Annotated in this window: 13 protein-coding genes and 1 riboswitch; of the genes, 3 read left to right on the top strand and 10 right to left on the bottom strand. The window is 70.8% G+C overall.

Translation table 11 applies throughout. The features are described from left to right. Positions 1 to 37: 37 nt before the first annotated feature. On the top strand, positions 38 to 565 hold the full coding sequence (locus ADK54_RS23800; protein WP_053727724.1) for a PadR family transcriptional regulator: 528 nt from the start codon (positions 38 to 40) through the stop codon (positions 563 to 565). On the opposite strand, the gene ADK54_RS23795 is transcribed toward ADK54_RS23800, so the two are convergent. The 5 genes from ADK54_RS23795 to ADK54_RS23775 all read right to left on the bottom strand — a co-directional run bounded on the left by ADK54_RS23795 (position 566) and on the right by ADK54_RS23775 (position 6,042). Further along, complete coding sequence (locus ADK54_RS23795) at positions 566 to 1,798, bottom strand: hypothetical protein (protein WP_234392176.1); 1,233 nt, start codon at positions 1,796 to 1,798, stop codon at positions 566 to 568. It lies immediately after the preceding gene. Between the two features lie 16 nt (positions 1,799 to 1,814). Further along, complete coding sequence (locus ADK54_RS23790; protein ID WP_053727722.1) at positions 1,815 to 2,843, bottom strand: NlpC/P60 family protein; 1,029 nt, start codon at positions 2,841 to 2,843, stop codon at positions 1,815 to 1,817. Positions 2,844 to 3,082: 239 nt separating this feature from the next. Then, a complete protein-coding gene (locus tag ADK54_RS23785) occupies positions 3,083 to 4,105 on the bottom strand; it encodes an NlpC/P60 family protein (protein WP_053727721.1) in 1,023 nt (340 codons plus the stop codon). A 275-nt stretch (positions 4,106 to 4,380) separates the two neighbouring features. Then, the gene (locus tag ADK54_RS23780; RefSeq protein WP_053727720.1) at positions 4,381 to 5,742 is read right to left on the bottom strand and encodes an NYN domain-containing protein; all 1,362 of its coding nucleotides are present in this window, start codon (positions 5,740 to 5,742) and stop codon (positions 4,381 to 4,383) included. A 45-nt stretch (positions 5,743 to 5,787) separates the two neighbouring features. Next, positions 5,788 to 6,042, bottom strand: a complete 255-nt coding sequence (locus ADK54_RS23775; RefSeq protein ID WP_053727719.1) for a hypothetical protein — start codon at positions 6,040 to 6,042, stop codon at positions 5,788 to 5,790. Positions 6,043 to 6,196: 154 nt separating this feature from the next. Here ADK54_RS23775 and ADK54_RS23770 point away from each other — a divergent pair, with 154 nt between their 5' ends. Together ADK54_RS23770 and ADK54_RS23765 are read left to right on the top strand one after the other, a co-directional pair. Continuing rightward, positions 6,197 to 6,946, top strand: a complete 750-nt coding sequence (locus ADK54_RS23770) for a rhomboid family intramembrane serine protease (protein WP_063802043.1) — start codon at positions 6,197 to 6,199, stop codon at positions 6,944 to 6,946. Next, positions 6,943 to 7,224 (top strand): Lrp/AsnC family transcriptional regulator, encoded by a 282-nt coding sequence (locus ADK54_RS23765; protein ID WP_053727718.1) that lies wholly within the window; start codon positions 6,943 to 6,945, stop codon positions 7,222 to 7,224. Before ADK54_RS23770 ends, ADK54_RS23765 begins: the two co-directional genes overlap by 4 nt. A 225-nt stretch (positions 7,225 to 7,449) precedes the next feature. Here ADK54_RS23765 and ADK54_RS23760 read toward each other — a convergent pair whose 3' ends face one another. The 5 genes from ADK54_RS23760 to ADK54_RS23740 form a co-directional block, all read right to left on the bottom strand. Beyond that, entirely contained in the window at positions 7,450 to 8,838 is a 1,389-nt protein-coding gene (locus tag ADK54_RS23760) for an aminotransferase class V-fold PLP-dependent enzyme (RefSeq protein WP_199827023.1), read from the bottom strand. Positions 8,839 to 9,084: 246 nt separating this feature from the next. Then, a riboswitch (SAM riboswitch) is annotated at positions 9,085 to 9,202 on the bottom strand. 85 nt (positions 9,203 to 9,287) lie between these two features. Continuing rightward, positions 9,288 to 10,352, bottom strand: a complete 1,065-nt coding sequence (gene trpD, locus ADK54_RS23755) for an anthranilate phosphoribosyltransferase (RefSeq protein WP_053727717.1) — start codon at positions 10,350 to 10,352, stop codon at positions 9,288 to 9,290. 186 nt (positions 10,353 to 10,538) lie between these two features. Continuing rightward, entirely contained in the window at positions 10,539 to 12,164 is a 1,626-nt protein-coding gene (locus tag ADK54_RS23750; RefSeq protein WP_053727716.1) for a cytochrome b, read from the bottom strand. Next, positions 12,161 to 13,210 carry a ubiquinol-cytochrome c reductase iron-sulfur subunit gene (locus tag ADK54_RS23745; RefSeq protein WP_053727715.1) on the bottom strand — a complete coding sequence of 350 codons (1,050 nt, stop codon included), beginning with the start codon at positions 13,208 to 13,210 and terminating at the stop codon, positions 12,161 to 12,163. The genes ADK54_RS23750 and ADK54_RS23745 overlap by 4 nt, the downstream gene beginning before the upstream one ends. Further along, the gene (locus tag ADK54_RS23740; RefSeq protein WP_053727714.1) at positions 13,207 to 14,016 is read right to left on the bottom strand and encodes a c-type cytochrome; all 810 of its coding nucleotides are present in this window, start codon (positions 14,014 to 14,016) and stop codon (positions 13,207 to 13,209) included. The genes ADK54_RS23745 and ADK54_RS23740 overlap by 4 nt, the downstream gene beginning before the upstream one ends. Positions 14,017 to 14,027 lie beyond the last annotated feature (11 nt).

The following is a 14,027-nucleotide window of genomic DNA, read 5'->3' as shown; positions in this document are numbered from 1 at the left end:
CATGAGGCGCGACAACCGGACAAGACGAGGGGCGCCCATGCTGGAGCTGTCGATCCTGGGATTCCTCTACGAGGAACCCCTCCATGGCTACGAGCTCAAGGAGCGCATCAAGGGACTCAGCGGACACATCCGGCCGGTCAGCGACGGGGCGCTGTATCCGGCCATCACCCGCCTGGTGAAGGCGGGCGCCCTTGAGCAGCGCACCGAGCCCGGCAGCGGGGCCGCGCCCCGGCGCATCCTCTCCCTCACGGATGCGGGCCGCGCCGGGCTCCTGGAGCGGCTGCGGCACCCCAAGGACGTCGAAATCACCGACGGGCAGCGGTTCTTCACCCTGCTCGCCTTCCTGCGGCACCTGCCCGACCCCGCCGAGCAGGCGGTCGTCCTCCGGAGGCGGCAGGCCTTCCTCGAAACACCGGCGAGCTTCTTCTACCGGGAGGGCGAGCCCGTCACGGCCGAGCAGGCGCCGGACCTGTTCCGCCAGGGCATGCTGCGGATCGCGCGCGCCACCGGCACGGCGGAAAAGAAGTGGCTGGCCGAGGCGATCAGAGAGCTGGACAAGCCCTGATCAAGCCAGCTGCCCCCGCACATACTCCCGCCACCGCGCCGTGAACTCCCTTGGGGACAGGCCGAGTTCGTCCTTCATCGCCTTTTCCACCGCGCCCTCGCGGTGGGGCTGGTTGCCCACCTTGGTGTAGAAGCGGGCCAGCGTCGCCTCGCCCCAGTGGGTGGCGATCAGGCGGCAGGCCAGCCAGCCGCCTTCGTACGCTTTCGCCAGGCGGTCCGCGCCGCCGTCGAAGCCGAAGTCGGCGTCCGAGGGGAGGTCGGCGGGGAAGTCGCCCGCGCGGACGGCCTTCTGGAGTTCGGGGGCGGCCTGGGGGGCGGTGCGGCCGGTGTCGCGGTAGCCGACCCAGTCCGCGTAGCCCTCCGAGAGCCACATCGGGGTGGCGGGCGAGGTGTGGGCGCGGGTGGCCACGTGGGTGGTCTCGTGGGTGAGGACGACCTTGCGGCCCAGGTCGCCGAGGACCGCGTACGCGTCCGGGTTGACGATCACCCGGTCCGCCGGGGCCGCCGCCGCGCCGCCCGCCTCGCCGGTGGTCACCGCCGCGATGCCCCGGTAGGAGGCGGCGGGCGCGCCGAGCAGCGCGGCCATGCCGTCGAGCGATGAGGGGACGAGGACCACGACTCGGCCCGCCCATGTGCCCGGCCACGCGGCCGACACCGCCGGTACCGCCGCGTCCTCCGCGACCGCGATCCCGTGCAGCTTCGCCGGGTCCTGGCCGACCCCGAGGACCAGGCTGTGGGTGCCGCGTACGGCCGTGACCGGGCCCTGCTGCCACAGCAGCTGCGCGTCGCCCTGGGCGGGCCGGTCGTCGGTGACGTACCAGTTCCCGCCGCGCCGGTCGAGGGTGAGAGTGCGGGCGGCCGTCACGGGGGCGGTGTCGTAGCCCTCGATGCGGTAGTGCAGTTCCACCTTGGCGGTCGCCGTCGCGCCGTGCCGGTCCACGCCGGTGACCCGGTACGTCCAGGAGCTCAGCGGCACCTGCGCGAGGTTGCCGAACTCGGTGCGCTGGGCCACCCGCAGGCCCGTGGCGGCGGGGTCGACGGCGGCCAGATAGCCGGCCTCGTCGTGCTTGAGGACCGCGGCCGCGCGCCGGTCGAGGACCTGCTGCACCTGGCCCGCGGTGGCGTCGGGCGCCGCCCCGGGCGCCGAGCACCCGGACACGAGCAGCAGCGCGGCGAGCGCGCATCCCGCCGCCCGCCCGCGCCACACCCGTCGACCACGTCCATGACCTGCCACGCCGCCGATCGTACGGTCAGACGCGCGTCACCGAGGAAATGGGCATCATCCCCACGGGGTCGTAGCGCACCGGCGCCCCGGGATACGGCGCGTGCACCACCTGGCCGTTCCCCATGTACATGGCGATGTGGCTGGCGTCGTGCCGGTACGTGATCAGGTCGCCCGGCTTCGCCTCGGAGAGCGGCACCTGGTGGCCGGCGTACCGCTGCTCCTGCGAGGTGCGCGGCAGGCCCAGGCCCGCCTGGGCGTACGACCACTGCATCAGGCCCGAACAGTCGAACCCGGCGGGCCCGCTGGACCCCCAGATGTACGGCTTGCCGATCGCCGCGCGGGCCGCCATCACGGCCGCCGCGGCCCGCGCGGAGGCGGGCGCCGCGTCGGGAAGCCCGGGCAGTTCGGTGCGGCCGGAGCGGGAGGCGCGGTCGAAGGCGGCGCGGTCGGCGGTGGGCAGCGCGTTCAGCGTCCGGCGCGCCTCGGCGAGCTTCGACTCCACGGTCCGCTTGTGCCGGGCCACCTCGGTGCGGCTGCGCTCCAGCTCGGCGAGCTTGCGCCTCGCCTCGGCGCGCTGCTGCGACAGGCGCCGCTGCTCGCGCTGGAGGTCCTGGAGCGCGCCCGTCTGACGCTCGCTCAGCCGGTCGAGGGCGGCGGCCCGGTCGAGATAGGTGTCCGGGTTGGAGGACAGGAGCAGCGCGAGCGCGGGGTCGATGCCGCCCGAGCGGTACTGCGCCCCGGCGATCGCGCCGAGCGCGCCCCGCATGCGGTTGATCCTGTCCTGGCCGCGCGCGACGCCGTCCTGCGCCTGCTTGACCTGCTCGCGCAGCTCACGCGCGTGCGCGTCGGCCTTGTCGTACTGCTCGGTGGCCTGCTCGGCCTCCTCGAAGAGGCGGTCGACCTTGGCCTGGCCCGAGGGGGCCGGCTCGCGCGGGTCGGCGCTCGCCGCGGGGGCCGCGAGGGCTGCCGCGGCCGTTGCCGCCGCGGCCGAAAGGACGGTGACGCGGGCGCTCTGGGTCAGGCCCGACTGCGAAGGCCGGCGATGGGACGCCACGTATGCCGCACTCCCTTGCACTGCGTGCGGCCCCTGCCGCCCGGGCGGGCGGCGAGTCACCGGGGGAACCGCACGCCGGACAGTAACCGGGCACACACCGGGCGGCCAACGACCCGGCCGCCTACGCAAAGTGACGCCCCACCGGAGAACACAGGTCACCGGCGGGGCGTGGCGTCAGCGCGAGTTGCCGGAATTCGCCCGTTTGGGCGGTGTCGGCGGCTGACGGAACGAAAGGCGCGTCAGCCGATGCGCACACCGAACTGGAACGGCATGTTGTCCATCGACTCGTAGCGCACGACCGTGCCGGTCCTCGGCGCGTGCAGCACCATGTTGTTGCCGGCGTACAGGCCGATGTGGTGCAGGTCGCCGAAGAAGAGCACCAGGTCGCCGGGCTTGAGCTCGCTGCGGCCGATCCGGGTGCCCGCGTTGGCCTGCTCCTGCGAGGTGCGCGGCAGGTTGACGCCGGCCTGCCGGTAGGCCCAGCCCGTCAGACCCGAGCAGTCGAAGGACGCGGTGCCCGTCGCGGACCACTGGTACGGCCGGCCGATCATCGTCTGGGCCGCGGCGAGGGCGGCGCCGCCGACCCCCGAGGCGGGCACGTTGCCGAGGTCCGGCCGCGCGTCGGAGCGGTTGGCGCGCGCGTCGTCGGCGGCGAGCGCGGCCTTCTCCTGCGCGGTCAGCGAGTTGAGCAGCGTCTGGGCGTCGCTGAGCTTGCCCTGGACTTCCTTCTTCTTGTCGTCGAGCACCTTGCGGGTGTCGGCGAGGTCCTTCAGCTTGTCCTGGGCTTCCTTGCGCTCCTGCGCGAGGGTGCGCTGCTTGCCCTGGATCTTCTGCAGTGCCTCGGCCTGATTGGCGCTCAGCTGGTCGAGGGCGGACGCCTTGTCCAGGAAGTCGTCCGGGTTGGAGGAGAGGAAGAGCGCGAGCGAGGGGTCGATGCCGCCCGAGCGGTACTGCGCCGAGGCCATCGAACCGAGGCCGCTGCGCAGGGTGTTGAGCTCTTCCTGGCCACGGGCGACCTTGTCCTGGATCTGCCCGATCTCCTTCTCCAGGGTGGCCTGCTTCTCCTTGGCGCCGTTGGACGCCTCGGTCGCCTGCTCGGCCTCGTCGTAGAGCTTGTCGACCTTGCTCTTGACCTCGTCCTTGGTGGGCTTCGGGTCGGCCTGGGCGGCCTGCGAGGTGAGGGCGACGACAGCGGCGGCGGTCGCGCTGAGCACGGTCACGCGGGTGCGGCTCGCGGGCTTGGGACGACGGTGGGACCCCACGAAGGCGAGCTCCTTCTTCCTCAGCCGCCGAACAGAGCACACTCGGCGGGACCTTCACGGCCACCCCGGGGCGAGTGATCAACGCGTGAAGGTACGAGGCCCGACCCTAGTGACCTTCCTGTGATCAGTTCAAATCCTGATAGGAAAAACTTCCGCGACCGAGGCGTTTCTTTACTGTCATCCCACGCGCAGTAGTTGACACTTGACGGAGCGCTGGTCAGCGATCACCCGAATTCGGGCATTGAACACAGGAGTTGCCAAACACCCTGAATGCGTCAGACGCGTGAAAGCCGCTTCAGGAGCAGCAGCGAGGCGACCGGGCGGGCGCCCGCCTTCGCGACGCCGTCCGCGACTTCCTTGTCCGTCGAGACGACCACCACGGGCCGCCCGGACGGCTCGGCCCGCACCAGCTGACGGATCAGCTCGTCCGCGGTCACCCCGGGCTTCGAGAACAGCACCCGTACGCCCCTGGGCGGCGCGAGGAGCACCGGAGCCGCCAGTTCCGCACCGTCGAAGACGCAGGTGACCTCGGCGCCCGTCTGGGCGGCGAGCACGGACAGGCCACCGAGCAGCCGCAGGCGCTGCTTCTCCAACGGCATCGTCGGATAGCCGGTCTTGGTGACGTTGTAGCCGTCCACGACCAGGTGCACCTGGGGCAGCCCGAGCAGCTGGTCGAGCAGCGCCGGATCGGTCTCCGACAGGGCCCGGGCCGCGATGTCCTTGGGCGTCATGTTGCCCGGCGCGACCGCGTCCACGGTGTCGGCGGGGCGTACGGAGGCGGGTGGCAGGGCCAGTTCGCGGCGCAGGCCCTGGGCGCCCTCCAGGACGGTGTCGAGCAGCAGCCGCAGCCGCATGTCCTCGACGGAACGCCCCTCGCGGACCGCGCGCCGGCTCGCCTCCAGGCCCGCCTCGGCCTCGCCGAGCCGCGTCTTGAGCCGCCGGGTCTCGCTCTCGGCGGCGGCCACCTGGGCGGCCGCCTCGGACTTGATGCCGTCGATCTCGGAGGTGGTCCGGCGCAGCGCCGCCTCGCCGCGCTTCACATCGCTCTGGGCGCTGCGCAGCTTGCGCTGGAGCGTTTCGGCTTCCTTGCGGGCCGCGAGCAGCTCCGTACGCAGCGCCTCGTTCTCGGACTTGACCAGGGCGCGCGCCTCGGCGAGCTCCTCGCGCAGCCGCTCCAGTTCGCGGCGGCCCTCCTCGTCCGCCCGCTCGGCGAACGCCCGCTGGGCCTCCTCGCCGGCAGCGGCGACCAGTTTCACCCATCCGGTGGGGCGCAGCACATAGGCGGCGGCCGCCACGTCCACGGGATCGGCGGCCGCGGGCGGCGAGCCGGCCTCGACGGCGCCGGCGAGCTCGGGCTGCGACTCCTTGAGCCGCTCGCCGATCCGCTGGCGGAACACGGGGTCGCTCTCCAGCGCGGCGGCCATCGCGTTGCCCGCGAACTTGGCGCGCCGGGTCGGGGTGAAACGGGCGTACTGCCGCAGTTGTCCGGGCAGTTCGGCGACGGTCAGGCCGCCGAACGCCTCCGAGACGAAGGCGACGACCCGGCGCCGCACCCCTTCGGGCAGCGGGCGGTCGAGCACCTCGGCGGGGCCGTCGCCGGCCGAAGCGGCCGGTTCAGCACCGCTTGCATGCTCCACAATCCGTCACCCCAACTGTCATCCGTACCGCTCGGGCGGCCGCCCTCAGGAGGCGGTCGCGGCGTCGGCACCCGGCCGGTCCACTAGCTCGATCTGGTCCACCGCGTTGCACCAGCGGCAGCGGACCGACTCGATGGTCTCACTGACCACCTCGCGTTCCTCCACCTTGGGCTCTCCGGCGAGGTCCAGATGCACGTACTCGATCACTTTCGACGAGCGGGTGACATCGAAACGGGTGAGGTTTCCGCAGAGCGTGCAGCGCCACCGGGTGTCGGCGGTCGGCTGGGGAACGGTGGTCATGTGGTGCCGTCCTCTTTCCACTTCCATGGTCCAGGATCTCGCGGTGCGCCGTCGAACTGCGGGAGTACTGCCCGCAACCCTACGGCCTACCCGTCCGCCACCGGCACGGCGAGGCGGTCTGTACCGAAAGCTCCCTTTGGGCCATTCTCTCCCCATGATCAAGTGGCGGGGAGCGGCGATCCTCAAAGGCGTGGTGCACGGCCCGACCATGACGTACGGCCTGATCACCGCCTGCTGCCTGCTCTTCGTCATCAGCCCGGTCTCCGGCCTCGACCCGGGTTACGGGACCGGCGACGCGATCCTGAGCGCCCAGAGCGACTATTTCGCCCGCTGGGGCGTCATCCCCGAAGAGCTGATGACGGGGCGGCCACCCGCCCTGCTCACCCCGCTCACCGCCCTGTTCGTGCACGGCAGCTGGTTGCACCTGCTCGGCAACACGCTGTTCCTGTACGTCTTCGGCGCGATGGCCGAGGAGCGCATGGGTCGGGCGGAGTTCGTCCTGTTCTACCTGGTGGCGGGCTATCTGGCGCTGCTCGGGTACGCGGCGGCGCACGCGGATTCGGACCAGACCCTGGTGGGGGCGTCCGGGGCCATCTCGGCGGTGCTCGGCGCCTTCCTCTGCCTCTTCCCCAGGGCCAGGGTGACCAGCATTTTCCCGTTCCTGCTGTTCCTGCCGCTGCGGTTCCCCGCCTGGATGGTGCTGGTCTTCTGGTTCGCCCTGCAGTGGCTGGCGATCCGGAGCGCGCCGGCCGGGCCCGGGGTGGCCTACCTCGCCCATCTCATCGGCTTCGGCCTCGGCTTCCTCTACGCGTGGGCCCGTTTCCGCCGGACGGATAGAGTGAAACGCCGAAAGCCCGTGAAGCCCGCGGGTCCGGCCGCCACCGAGGGAGAAAGCCAGCCGTGATCACCGCGATCGTGCTCATCAAGACCAGCGTGGACCGGATTCCCGAGATCGCGGAGTCCATCGCGGCGCTCGACAGCGTCAGCGAGGTGTACTCGGTGACCGGTACCTACGACTTGATCGCGCTGGTCAGGGTGGCCCGCCACGACGATCTGGCGGACATCATCCCGGGCAGCATCAGCAAGATCCCGGGGGTCGAGGGCACGGATACGCATGTGGCGTTCCGGACGTACTCCCAGCACGACCTGGAAGCGGCCTTCGCCATCGGCCTGGACTCGTAACCCCCTTTGCTCGGGGCTGCGCCCCCGTCCGGCGATCGAGGACGAGCGCCCTTGAGGCACGACAGGGGGTGCAGGGGGCGAAGCCCCCGCGTGGGGTCTGGGGCGCAGCCCCAGGGGCGGAACCAACCAACCCCGCGCGACGGGCGGGCAGACTCCCCGGGGTCTGGGGCGGAGCCCCGGGGGTTCCGGGGGCGACAGCCCCCGGTAAGGCGTGGCTCGGCGGGGTTATACCGCCGGGACGCAGCGGCCCGACTCCGTGCGGTACTGCCACTTCGCACCCTGCGTGACCAGCTCCCGCACCGCCCGTACGAAGCGGTCCACGTGCTCGTCCGGCGTCCCCGCCCCGAAGCTGACCCGGATCGCGTTCAGGGAGCGCTCGCCCGGCTCGGCCTCGGGGGCCCCGCACTCGCCCGGGTCCTGCGGGTCGCTGCCGAGCAGGGTGCGCACCAGCGGGTGGGCGCAGAACAGGCCGTCGCGCACGCCGATGCCGTACTCCGCCGAGAGCGCCGCCGCGAAGTGCGAGCTGTTCCAGCCGTCGACGACGAACGAGATGACGCCGACCCGGGGCGCGTCGTCCCCGAAGAGCGACAGGACCCGGACCTCGGGCACTTCCGCCAGGCCGGCCCGCACCTTCGCGATCAGGTGCCGCTCCCGCTCGACCAGCGAGTCGAAGCCCGCCTCGGTCAGCGCCTTGCAGGCGGAGGCGATGGAGTAGACGCCGATGACGTTGGGCGATCCGGCCTCGTGGCGGGCGGCCGTGGTGTGCCACTCCACGTCCACGCCGCCGTCGGCGCGCCGCGCGACCTTCTTGGAGGCGCCGCCGCCGGCCAGGTACGGCTCGGACTCCTGGAGCCAGTCCGCGCGCCCGGCGAGCACGCCCGAGCCGAAGGGCGCGTACAGCTTGTGCCCGGAGAAGGCGATCCAGTCGACGTCCAACTCCCGTACGGATACGGGGTGATGGGGCGCGAGCTGGGCGGCGTCGAGGACGATGCGGGCGCCGTGGGCGTGCGCGGCGGCGGCGAGTTCCCGTACCGGCCACAGCTCGCCGGTGACGTTGGACGCGCCGGTGACGCAGACGAGGGCGGGGCCGTAGGGGTCACGGTCGGCGAGCGCGCGCTCCAGCGTCTCGACGGCCTGCTGCGGGGTGCGCGGCGCGTTCAGGTACGTCACGCGGGCGTCGCGCCACGGCAGCAGTGAGGCGTGGTGCTCGGTCTCGAAGACGAAGACCTCGCAGTCCGCCGGGATCACCTGGGCCAGCAGGTTCAGCGAGTCCGTGGTGGAGCGGGTGAAGACGATCTGGTCGCCGGGGCGGCAGTCGAGGAACTCGGCCACCGTCTCGCGGCTGTTCTCGAACAGGTCGGTGGAGAGCTGCGAGAGGTATCCGGCCCCGCGGTGCACGCTGCCGTAGTAGGGGGCGTACGCGGCGACGTCGTCCCAGACCCGCTGGAGGGCGGGTGCGCTCGCCGCGTAGTCGAGGGCGGCGTAGGTCACCTCGCCGCCGGTGACCAGCGGCACGGTGACATCGCGGCCGAGCACCGGCAGCGGCGCCGCACAGCAGGGGTCGGCGGATTCGACGGCGGTAGCGGTGGTGGAGGCGGCAGGGCGTGCGGACATGGCGGTATCTCCCGGCAGGAAAAGGCGAGTTGACTTCGGGCCCCGGGTACGGCGGCGCGACCCTGCTGCGATCGAGAGGGTTCAACTGCCTTGCCGTGTACGGGTGTTGACCTCGAACACGCGGCCCGGGACGGGTGCGCGGAGGGTGTGAAGAAGGGGCGGTACGCCCTATCGCATTCGCTTGCTCACGAGACTGCTCCCTTGAGGACCAGGACCCCAGGGCTGTGACATCCAACGATGTCCAGGGGTCCGCGCTTGCCGTAGGCCTTGCTGCCTACGACCTGGTCTTCACCCGGGGCACCCCGCCACGGACGGAGGGTTGCCGGACAGCGAGCCGGGGCCTAAATCGCTGTCACTCATGACCTTGAACAGCATCCTGCCACACGTCCCGGCGTGCGCAAGGCACAGTCCGCGATCTGGACTGCGCCTTGCGTCACATCAGGTACGGGCTACGCGTTGCTGGCCGCGACCCAGCGCTCCAGAGCGCGCTGGGCCGCCCCGGAGTCGATGGCCTCGGCGGCCCGGGCCATGGCGGCGCCGAGCTGCCCGGCGAGCGGGCCCTGTCCCGGTTCGAGGGCGACGAGGGCAGCAGCAGAGTTGAGCAGCACCGCGTCCCGCACCGGCCCGCGCTCCCCGGCCAGCAGGCGCCGGGCGACATCGGCGTTGTACGAGGAGTCCGCGCCGCGCAGCGCCTCGATGGGCACGATCTCGATGCCCACATCGCGCGGGTCGAAGCTCTCCTCGCGGACCCGGCCGTCGCGCACCACCCACACCCGGGACGTCCCGGTGGTGGTCAGTTCGTCGAGGCCGTCGTCGCCGCGGAAGACCAGCGCGGAGGAGCCGCGTTCGGCGAGCACGCCCGCCACGATGGGCGCCATCCGCGCGTCCGCGACGCCGGTCGCCTGGGCCCGTACCCGCGCCGGATTGGTCAGCGGGCCGAGGAAGTTGAAGGTGGTGCGGATCCCCATCTCGCGGCGGGCCGCGGCGACGTAGCGCAGCGCCGGGTGGAACTTGACCGCGAAGCAGAAGGTGATGCCGGCCTCCTCCGCGACCTCGACGACCCGCCGCGGGCTGAGGTCGAGGTTGACGCCGAGCTTCTCCAGTACGTCGGACGCTCCGCTGGCCGAGGAGGCGGCCCGGTTGCCGTGCTTGACGACCTTGGCGCCGGTGCCGGCCACCACGATCGCCGACATGGTGGAGATGTTGACGGTCTTGGCGTTGTCGCCGCCGGTGCCGACGATGTCGACGCTGGGGCCCGGTACCTCGATGAGGTTGGCGTGCTCGTACATGGTGCGCACCAGGCCGGTGATCTCGGCGACCGTCTCGCCCTTGGCCCGCAGGGCCACCGCGAAGGCGGCGATCTGGGCGTCGGTGGCCTCCCCGCGCATGATCCTGTCCATCGCCCACGCGGTCACGTCCGCGCTCTGGTCGGTGCCGCTCAGGAGCGCGTCCAGGACGCCCGGCCAGGAGCGGGCCGCCACGGTGTCGCCTCCGGTGGGGGTAACAGCGCTCATGCTCGCTCCTGGTGGTCAAGGGACTGGATGCCGCCCGCCAGCCTATCGACAGCGGCGGGGCACCCCGCGCCCGTGCCCGCACTGCGGACGCCGTGAAGAAACGCGTACGCGAAAGACTCCGGCCCGGCCCCCGCGAAGGGGCCGGGCCGGAGCCTCGGTTGTGGCGACCGTCAGATCAAGCGGAGATCAGTGGTGGCCGTGGCCGCTCGTGATCTCCTCGTACTCCTCGGCCGTCGGCTTGGGGATCTGGTTCCCCTCGCCGAAGTAGCCCTTGCTGAGCTTGGCGCGCAGCTTCTGCGTCCGCGAGACCTTGCGGGCGACACCGTTCTCGTCGACCGTCGGGCCGATCTCGACCGGCTTGTACTGCTCGTGCGCGGTGAGCTTGTAGCGCGCGTTGGCGTCCAGCGGCTCGTGGATCTCGACGAACTCGCCGTGCGGCAGCCGCTTGATGATGCCGGACTCGCGTCCGTGCAGCACCTTCTCGGCGTCGCGCCGCTGCAGACCCAGGCAGATCCGCTTGGTGGCGATGAACGCGAGGACCGGGGCCACGAAGAACGAGATCCGCACGAACCAGGTGATGACGTTGATCGAGAGGTGGAAGTGGGTCGCCCAGAGGTCGTTTCCACCACCGATGAGCAGCACCATGTACCAGGTGATCCACGCGACACCGAACGCGGTACGCGTCGGCGCGTTGCGCGGCCGGTCCGCGATGTGGTGCTCGCGCTTGTCCCCGGTGACCCAGGACTCGATGAACGGGTACACCGCGATGGCCGCCAGGACCGTCGGGAAGATCACCAGCGGGATGAACACGCCCAGGACGAGCGTGTGGCCCCACAGGTTGATCTCCCAGCCCGGCATCACACGGATGAGGCCTTCGGAGAAGCCCATGTACCAGTCGGGCTGGGCGCCGGTGGACACCTGGTCCGGCCGGTAGGGGCCGATCGCCCAGATCGGGTTGATCGAGGCGATCGCCGCGACCACCGCGATGACACCGAAGACCAGGAAGAAGAAGCCGCCCGCCTTCGCCATGTACACCGGGAGCAGCGGCATGCCGACGACGTTCTTGTTCGTACGTCCCGGACCCGCGAACTGGGTGTGCTTGTGGTAGAAGACCAGGATCAGGTGAGCCACCATCAGGCCGAGCATGATGCCCGGCAGCAGCAGGATGTGGATCGAGTAGAACCGGGCCACGAAGTCCCCGCCGGGGAACTCGCCACCGAAGAGGAAGAACGAGAGGTACGTGCCGACGATCGGCACGGACAGGATCGCGCCCTCCATGAAGCGGACACCGGTGCCCGACAGCAGGTCGTCCGGGAGCGAGTAACCGGTGAAGCCGGTGAACATGCCCAGGACGAACAGCAGGAAGCCGAACAGCCAGTTGACCTCGCGCGGCTTGCGGAAGGCGCCCGTGAAGAACACGCGCATCATGTGCACGAACATGCCGGCGAGGAAGATCAGCGCCGCCCAGTGGTGGATCTGCCGGATCAGCAGACCACCGCGCACATCGAAGCTGATGTGCATGGTCGAGTTGAACGCCTCGGACATGTGCATGCCCTGCAGCGGCACGTACGAGCCGTCGTAGACGACCTCGTTCATGCTCGGGTGGAAGAACAGCGTCAGATACACACCCGTGAGGATGATGATGATGAAGCTGTACATGCAGATCTCGCCGAGCATGAAGGACCAGTGGTCCGGGAAGATCTTGCGCATGTTGGCCTTGGCCAGGGAGTAGATCCCGAGCCGGCCGTCCGCCCAGTCCGCGATCCGCTCACCGGCGGGCGCTTCGCGCCGTGCGTCTGTCGTGGTGCTCATCCGCGCTCCCAGAAGGCAGGACCGACGGGCTCTTCGAAGTCGCCGAGCGCTTCGAGGTAACCCTCGTCATTCACGCCGATCCGCAGCTGCGGAAGGGCGTGACCGGCCGGGCCGAAGATGACGCGGGCGCCGTCGGAGAGGTCGAAGGTGGACTGGTGGCACGGGCAGAGCACGTGGTGCGTCTGCTGCTCGTACAGGGAGATCGGGCAGCCCACGTGGGTGCAGATCTTCGAGTACGCGACGATGCCCTGGTGCGACCATTCGAGCTCGCGCTTGTCCTTGATGTCCTCCGGCTTGATCCGGACGAGCATCAGGGCGGCCTTGGCGATCTGCGTCTGGAAGTCCTCCGCAGTCTCCTCCAGGCCCTCGGGCTTGGCGAAGGTGAGCGAACCGACCAGCAGGTCCTCGGGGCGCAGCGGCTCGTTGGTGTTCATGTTGATCAGGGCCTTGCCCTTGGACCACATGGTGTGCCGCAGCTTGTCCTCGGGCAGCGTGCCCAGGTCGCGCAGCAGCATCACACCGGAGAGCGGCACCATGGCGAGCGCGCCGAACATGGTGTTGCGGATCAGCTTGCGGCGTCCGAAGCCGGACTCGGCCGCGCCCTGCTTGAAGTCGGCCAGGACCTGCGCCTTGACCTCCGGCGGGGCCGCGATCTCGTGCCGCTCGGCCGGCATCTCGACGTCCGACATCAGGGTGCGGGCCCAGTGGACCGCGCCCGCGCCGATGCAGAACAGCGCCACGCCCAGGGTCAGACCCAGAGCGAAGTTGAGGACGCTGACGTGCCCGAACGGGAAGATGAAGACGATCTTGTCGACCGGGAAGATCACGTACGAGGCGATGAAGCCGACCGTCGCGACCATGGACAGGAAGAACAGGAACGCGACCGCGCGCTCGGAGCGCTTGGCCGCCCGCTCGTCGATGTCCTGGATGCGCGGCTTGTGGGCCGGCAGTCCCGGGTCGGCGAAGGGGTCGCCCGCGTGCTCTACCGCGCCGTGCGCGGTGGCCTGCGCTTCAGGCAGGCTCTCGGAATTCTCTTGGCTACTCATGACTTCTTGGCCTTAGCGGTGTGGGCCGCGACCCAGATGGCTACTGCGATGAGGGCACCCAGACCGAAGATCCAGCCGAACAGACCCTCGCTGACCGGGCCGAGCCCGCCGAGCTTGAGGCCACCGGGGCTCGCGGACTTGTCGCTGTTCACAGCGTGCAGGTACGCGATGATGTCCTGCTTCTGCTTCTGCGGCATCGTCGTGTCCGGGAAGGACGGCATGTTCTGCGGGCCGGTCTGCATGGCCTCGTAGATGTGCTTGGGGTCCACGTCCTCCAGGCTGGGGGCGAACTTGCCGTTCGTCAGGGCACCGCCCTCACCCGTGAAGTTGTGGCACTGGGCGCAGTTGGTGCGGAACAGCTCGCCACCCTTGGCGATGTCCGCACCGCTCGGGTTGTACTGCGAGTCGGTCGGCACGCTCGGGCCGGCGCCCAGCGAAGCCACGTAAGCGGCGAGCTGGTCGATTTCGGCCTGCGAGTAGATGACCTTCTTCTTCGGCACCTGCGCGCCGGGCTGCTGCGCCGGCATGCGGCCGGTGCCGACCTGGAAGTCAACCGCGGCGGCGCCCACGCCGACCAGGGAGGGGCCGTCAGAGGTGCCCTGACCGCCGGTTCCGTGGCAGCTGGCGCAGCCGACGGAGTAGAGCTTCTTGCCCTCGTCGATGGCGAGGGACTGGGCGGTTTCGTCAGCCTGAGCCTTGCCCGCGGGCGCGAACGCGGCGTACAGCCCCCCGGTGGCCGCCAGCGCGAGGAGTAGGACGACGACCGCCGCCAGCGGATGGCGTCGTCGTGCGGAGAGCTTTTTCACGGATTACCCCG

The sequence above is a fragment of the Streptomyces sp. WM6378 genome, assembly GCF_001279695.1.
Taxonomy (GTDB): domain Bacteria; phylum Actinomycetota; class Actinomycetes; order Streptomycetales; family Streptomycetaceae; genus Streptomyces.
Note: the sequence above shows the minus strand (reverse complement) of the source record. Positions and strands in the feature narration are given on the sequence as shown.

Bases quoted from the DNA above. Each gene is read 5' to 3' on its own strand.
- ADK54_RS23800 (WP_053727724.1), top strand. From the start codon at position 38: ATGCTGGAGCTGTCGATCCTGGGATTCCTCTACGAGGAACCCCTCCAT.
- ADK54_RS23775 (WP_053727719.1), bottom strand. From the start codon at position 6,042: ATGACCACCGTTCCCCAGCCGACCGCCGACACCCGGTGGCGCTGCACG.
- ADK54_RS23770 (WP_063802043.1), top strand. From the start codon at position 6,197: ATGATCAAGTGGCGGGGAGCGGCGATCCTCAAAGGCGTGGTGCACGGC.
- ADK54_RS23760 (WP_199827023.1), bottom strand. From the start codon at position 8,838: ATGTCCGCACGCCCTGCCGCCTCCACCACCGCTACCGCCGTCGAATCC.
- trpD (WP_053727717.1), bottom strand. From the start codon at position 10,352: ATGAGCGCTGTTACCCCCACCGGAGGCGACACCGTGGCGGCCCGCTCC.
- ADK54_RS23750 (WP_053727716.1), bottom strand. From the start codon at position 12,164: ATGAGCACCACGACAGACGCACGGCGCGAAGCGCCCGCCGGTGAGCGG.
- ADK54_RS23745 (WP_053727715.1), bottom strand. From the start codon at position 13,210: ATGAGTAGCCAAGAGAATTCCGAGAGCCTGCCTGAAGCGCAGGCCACC.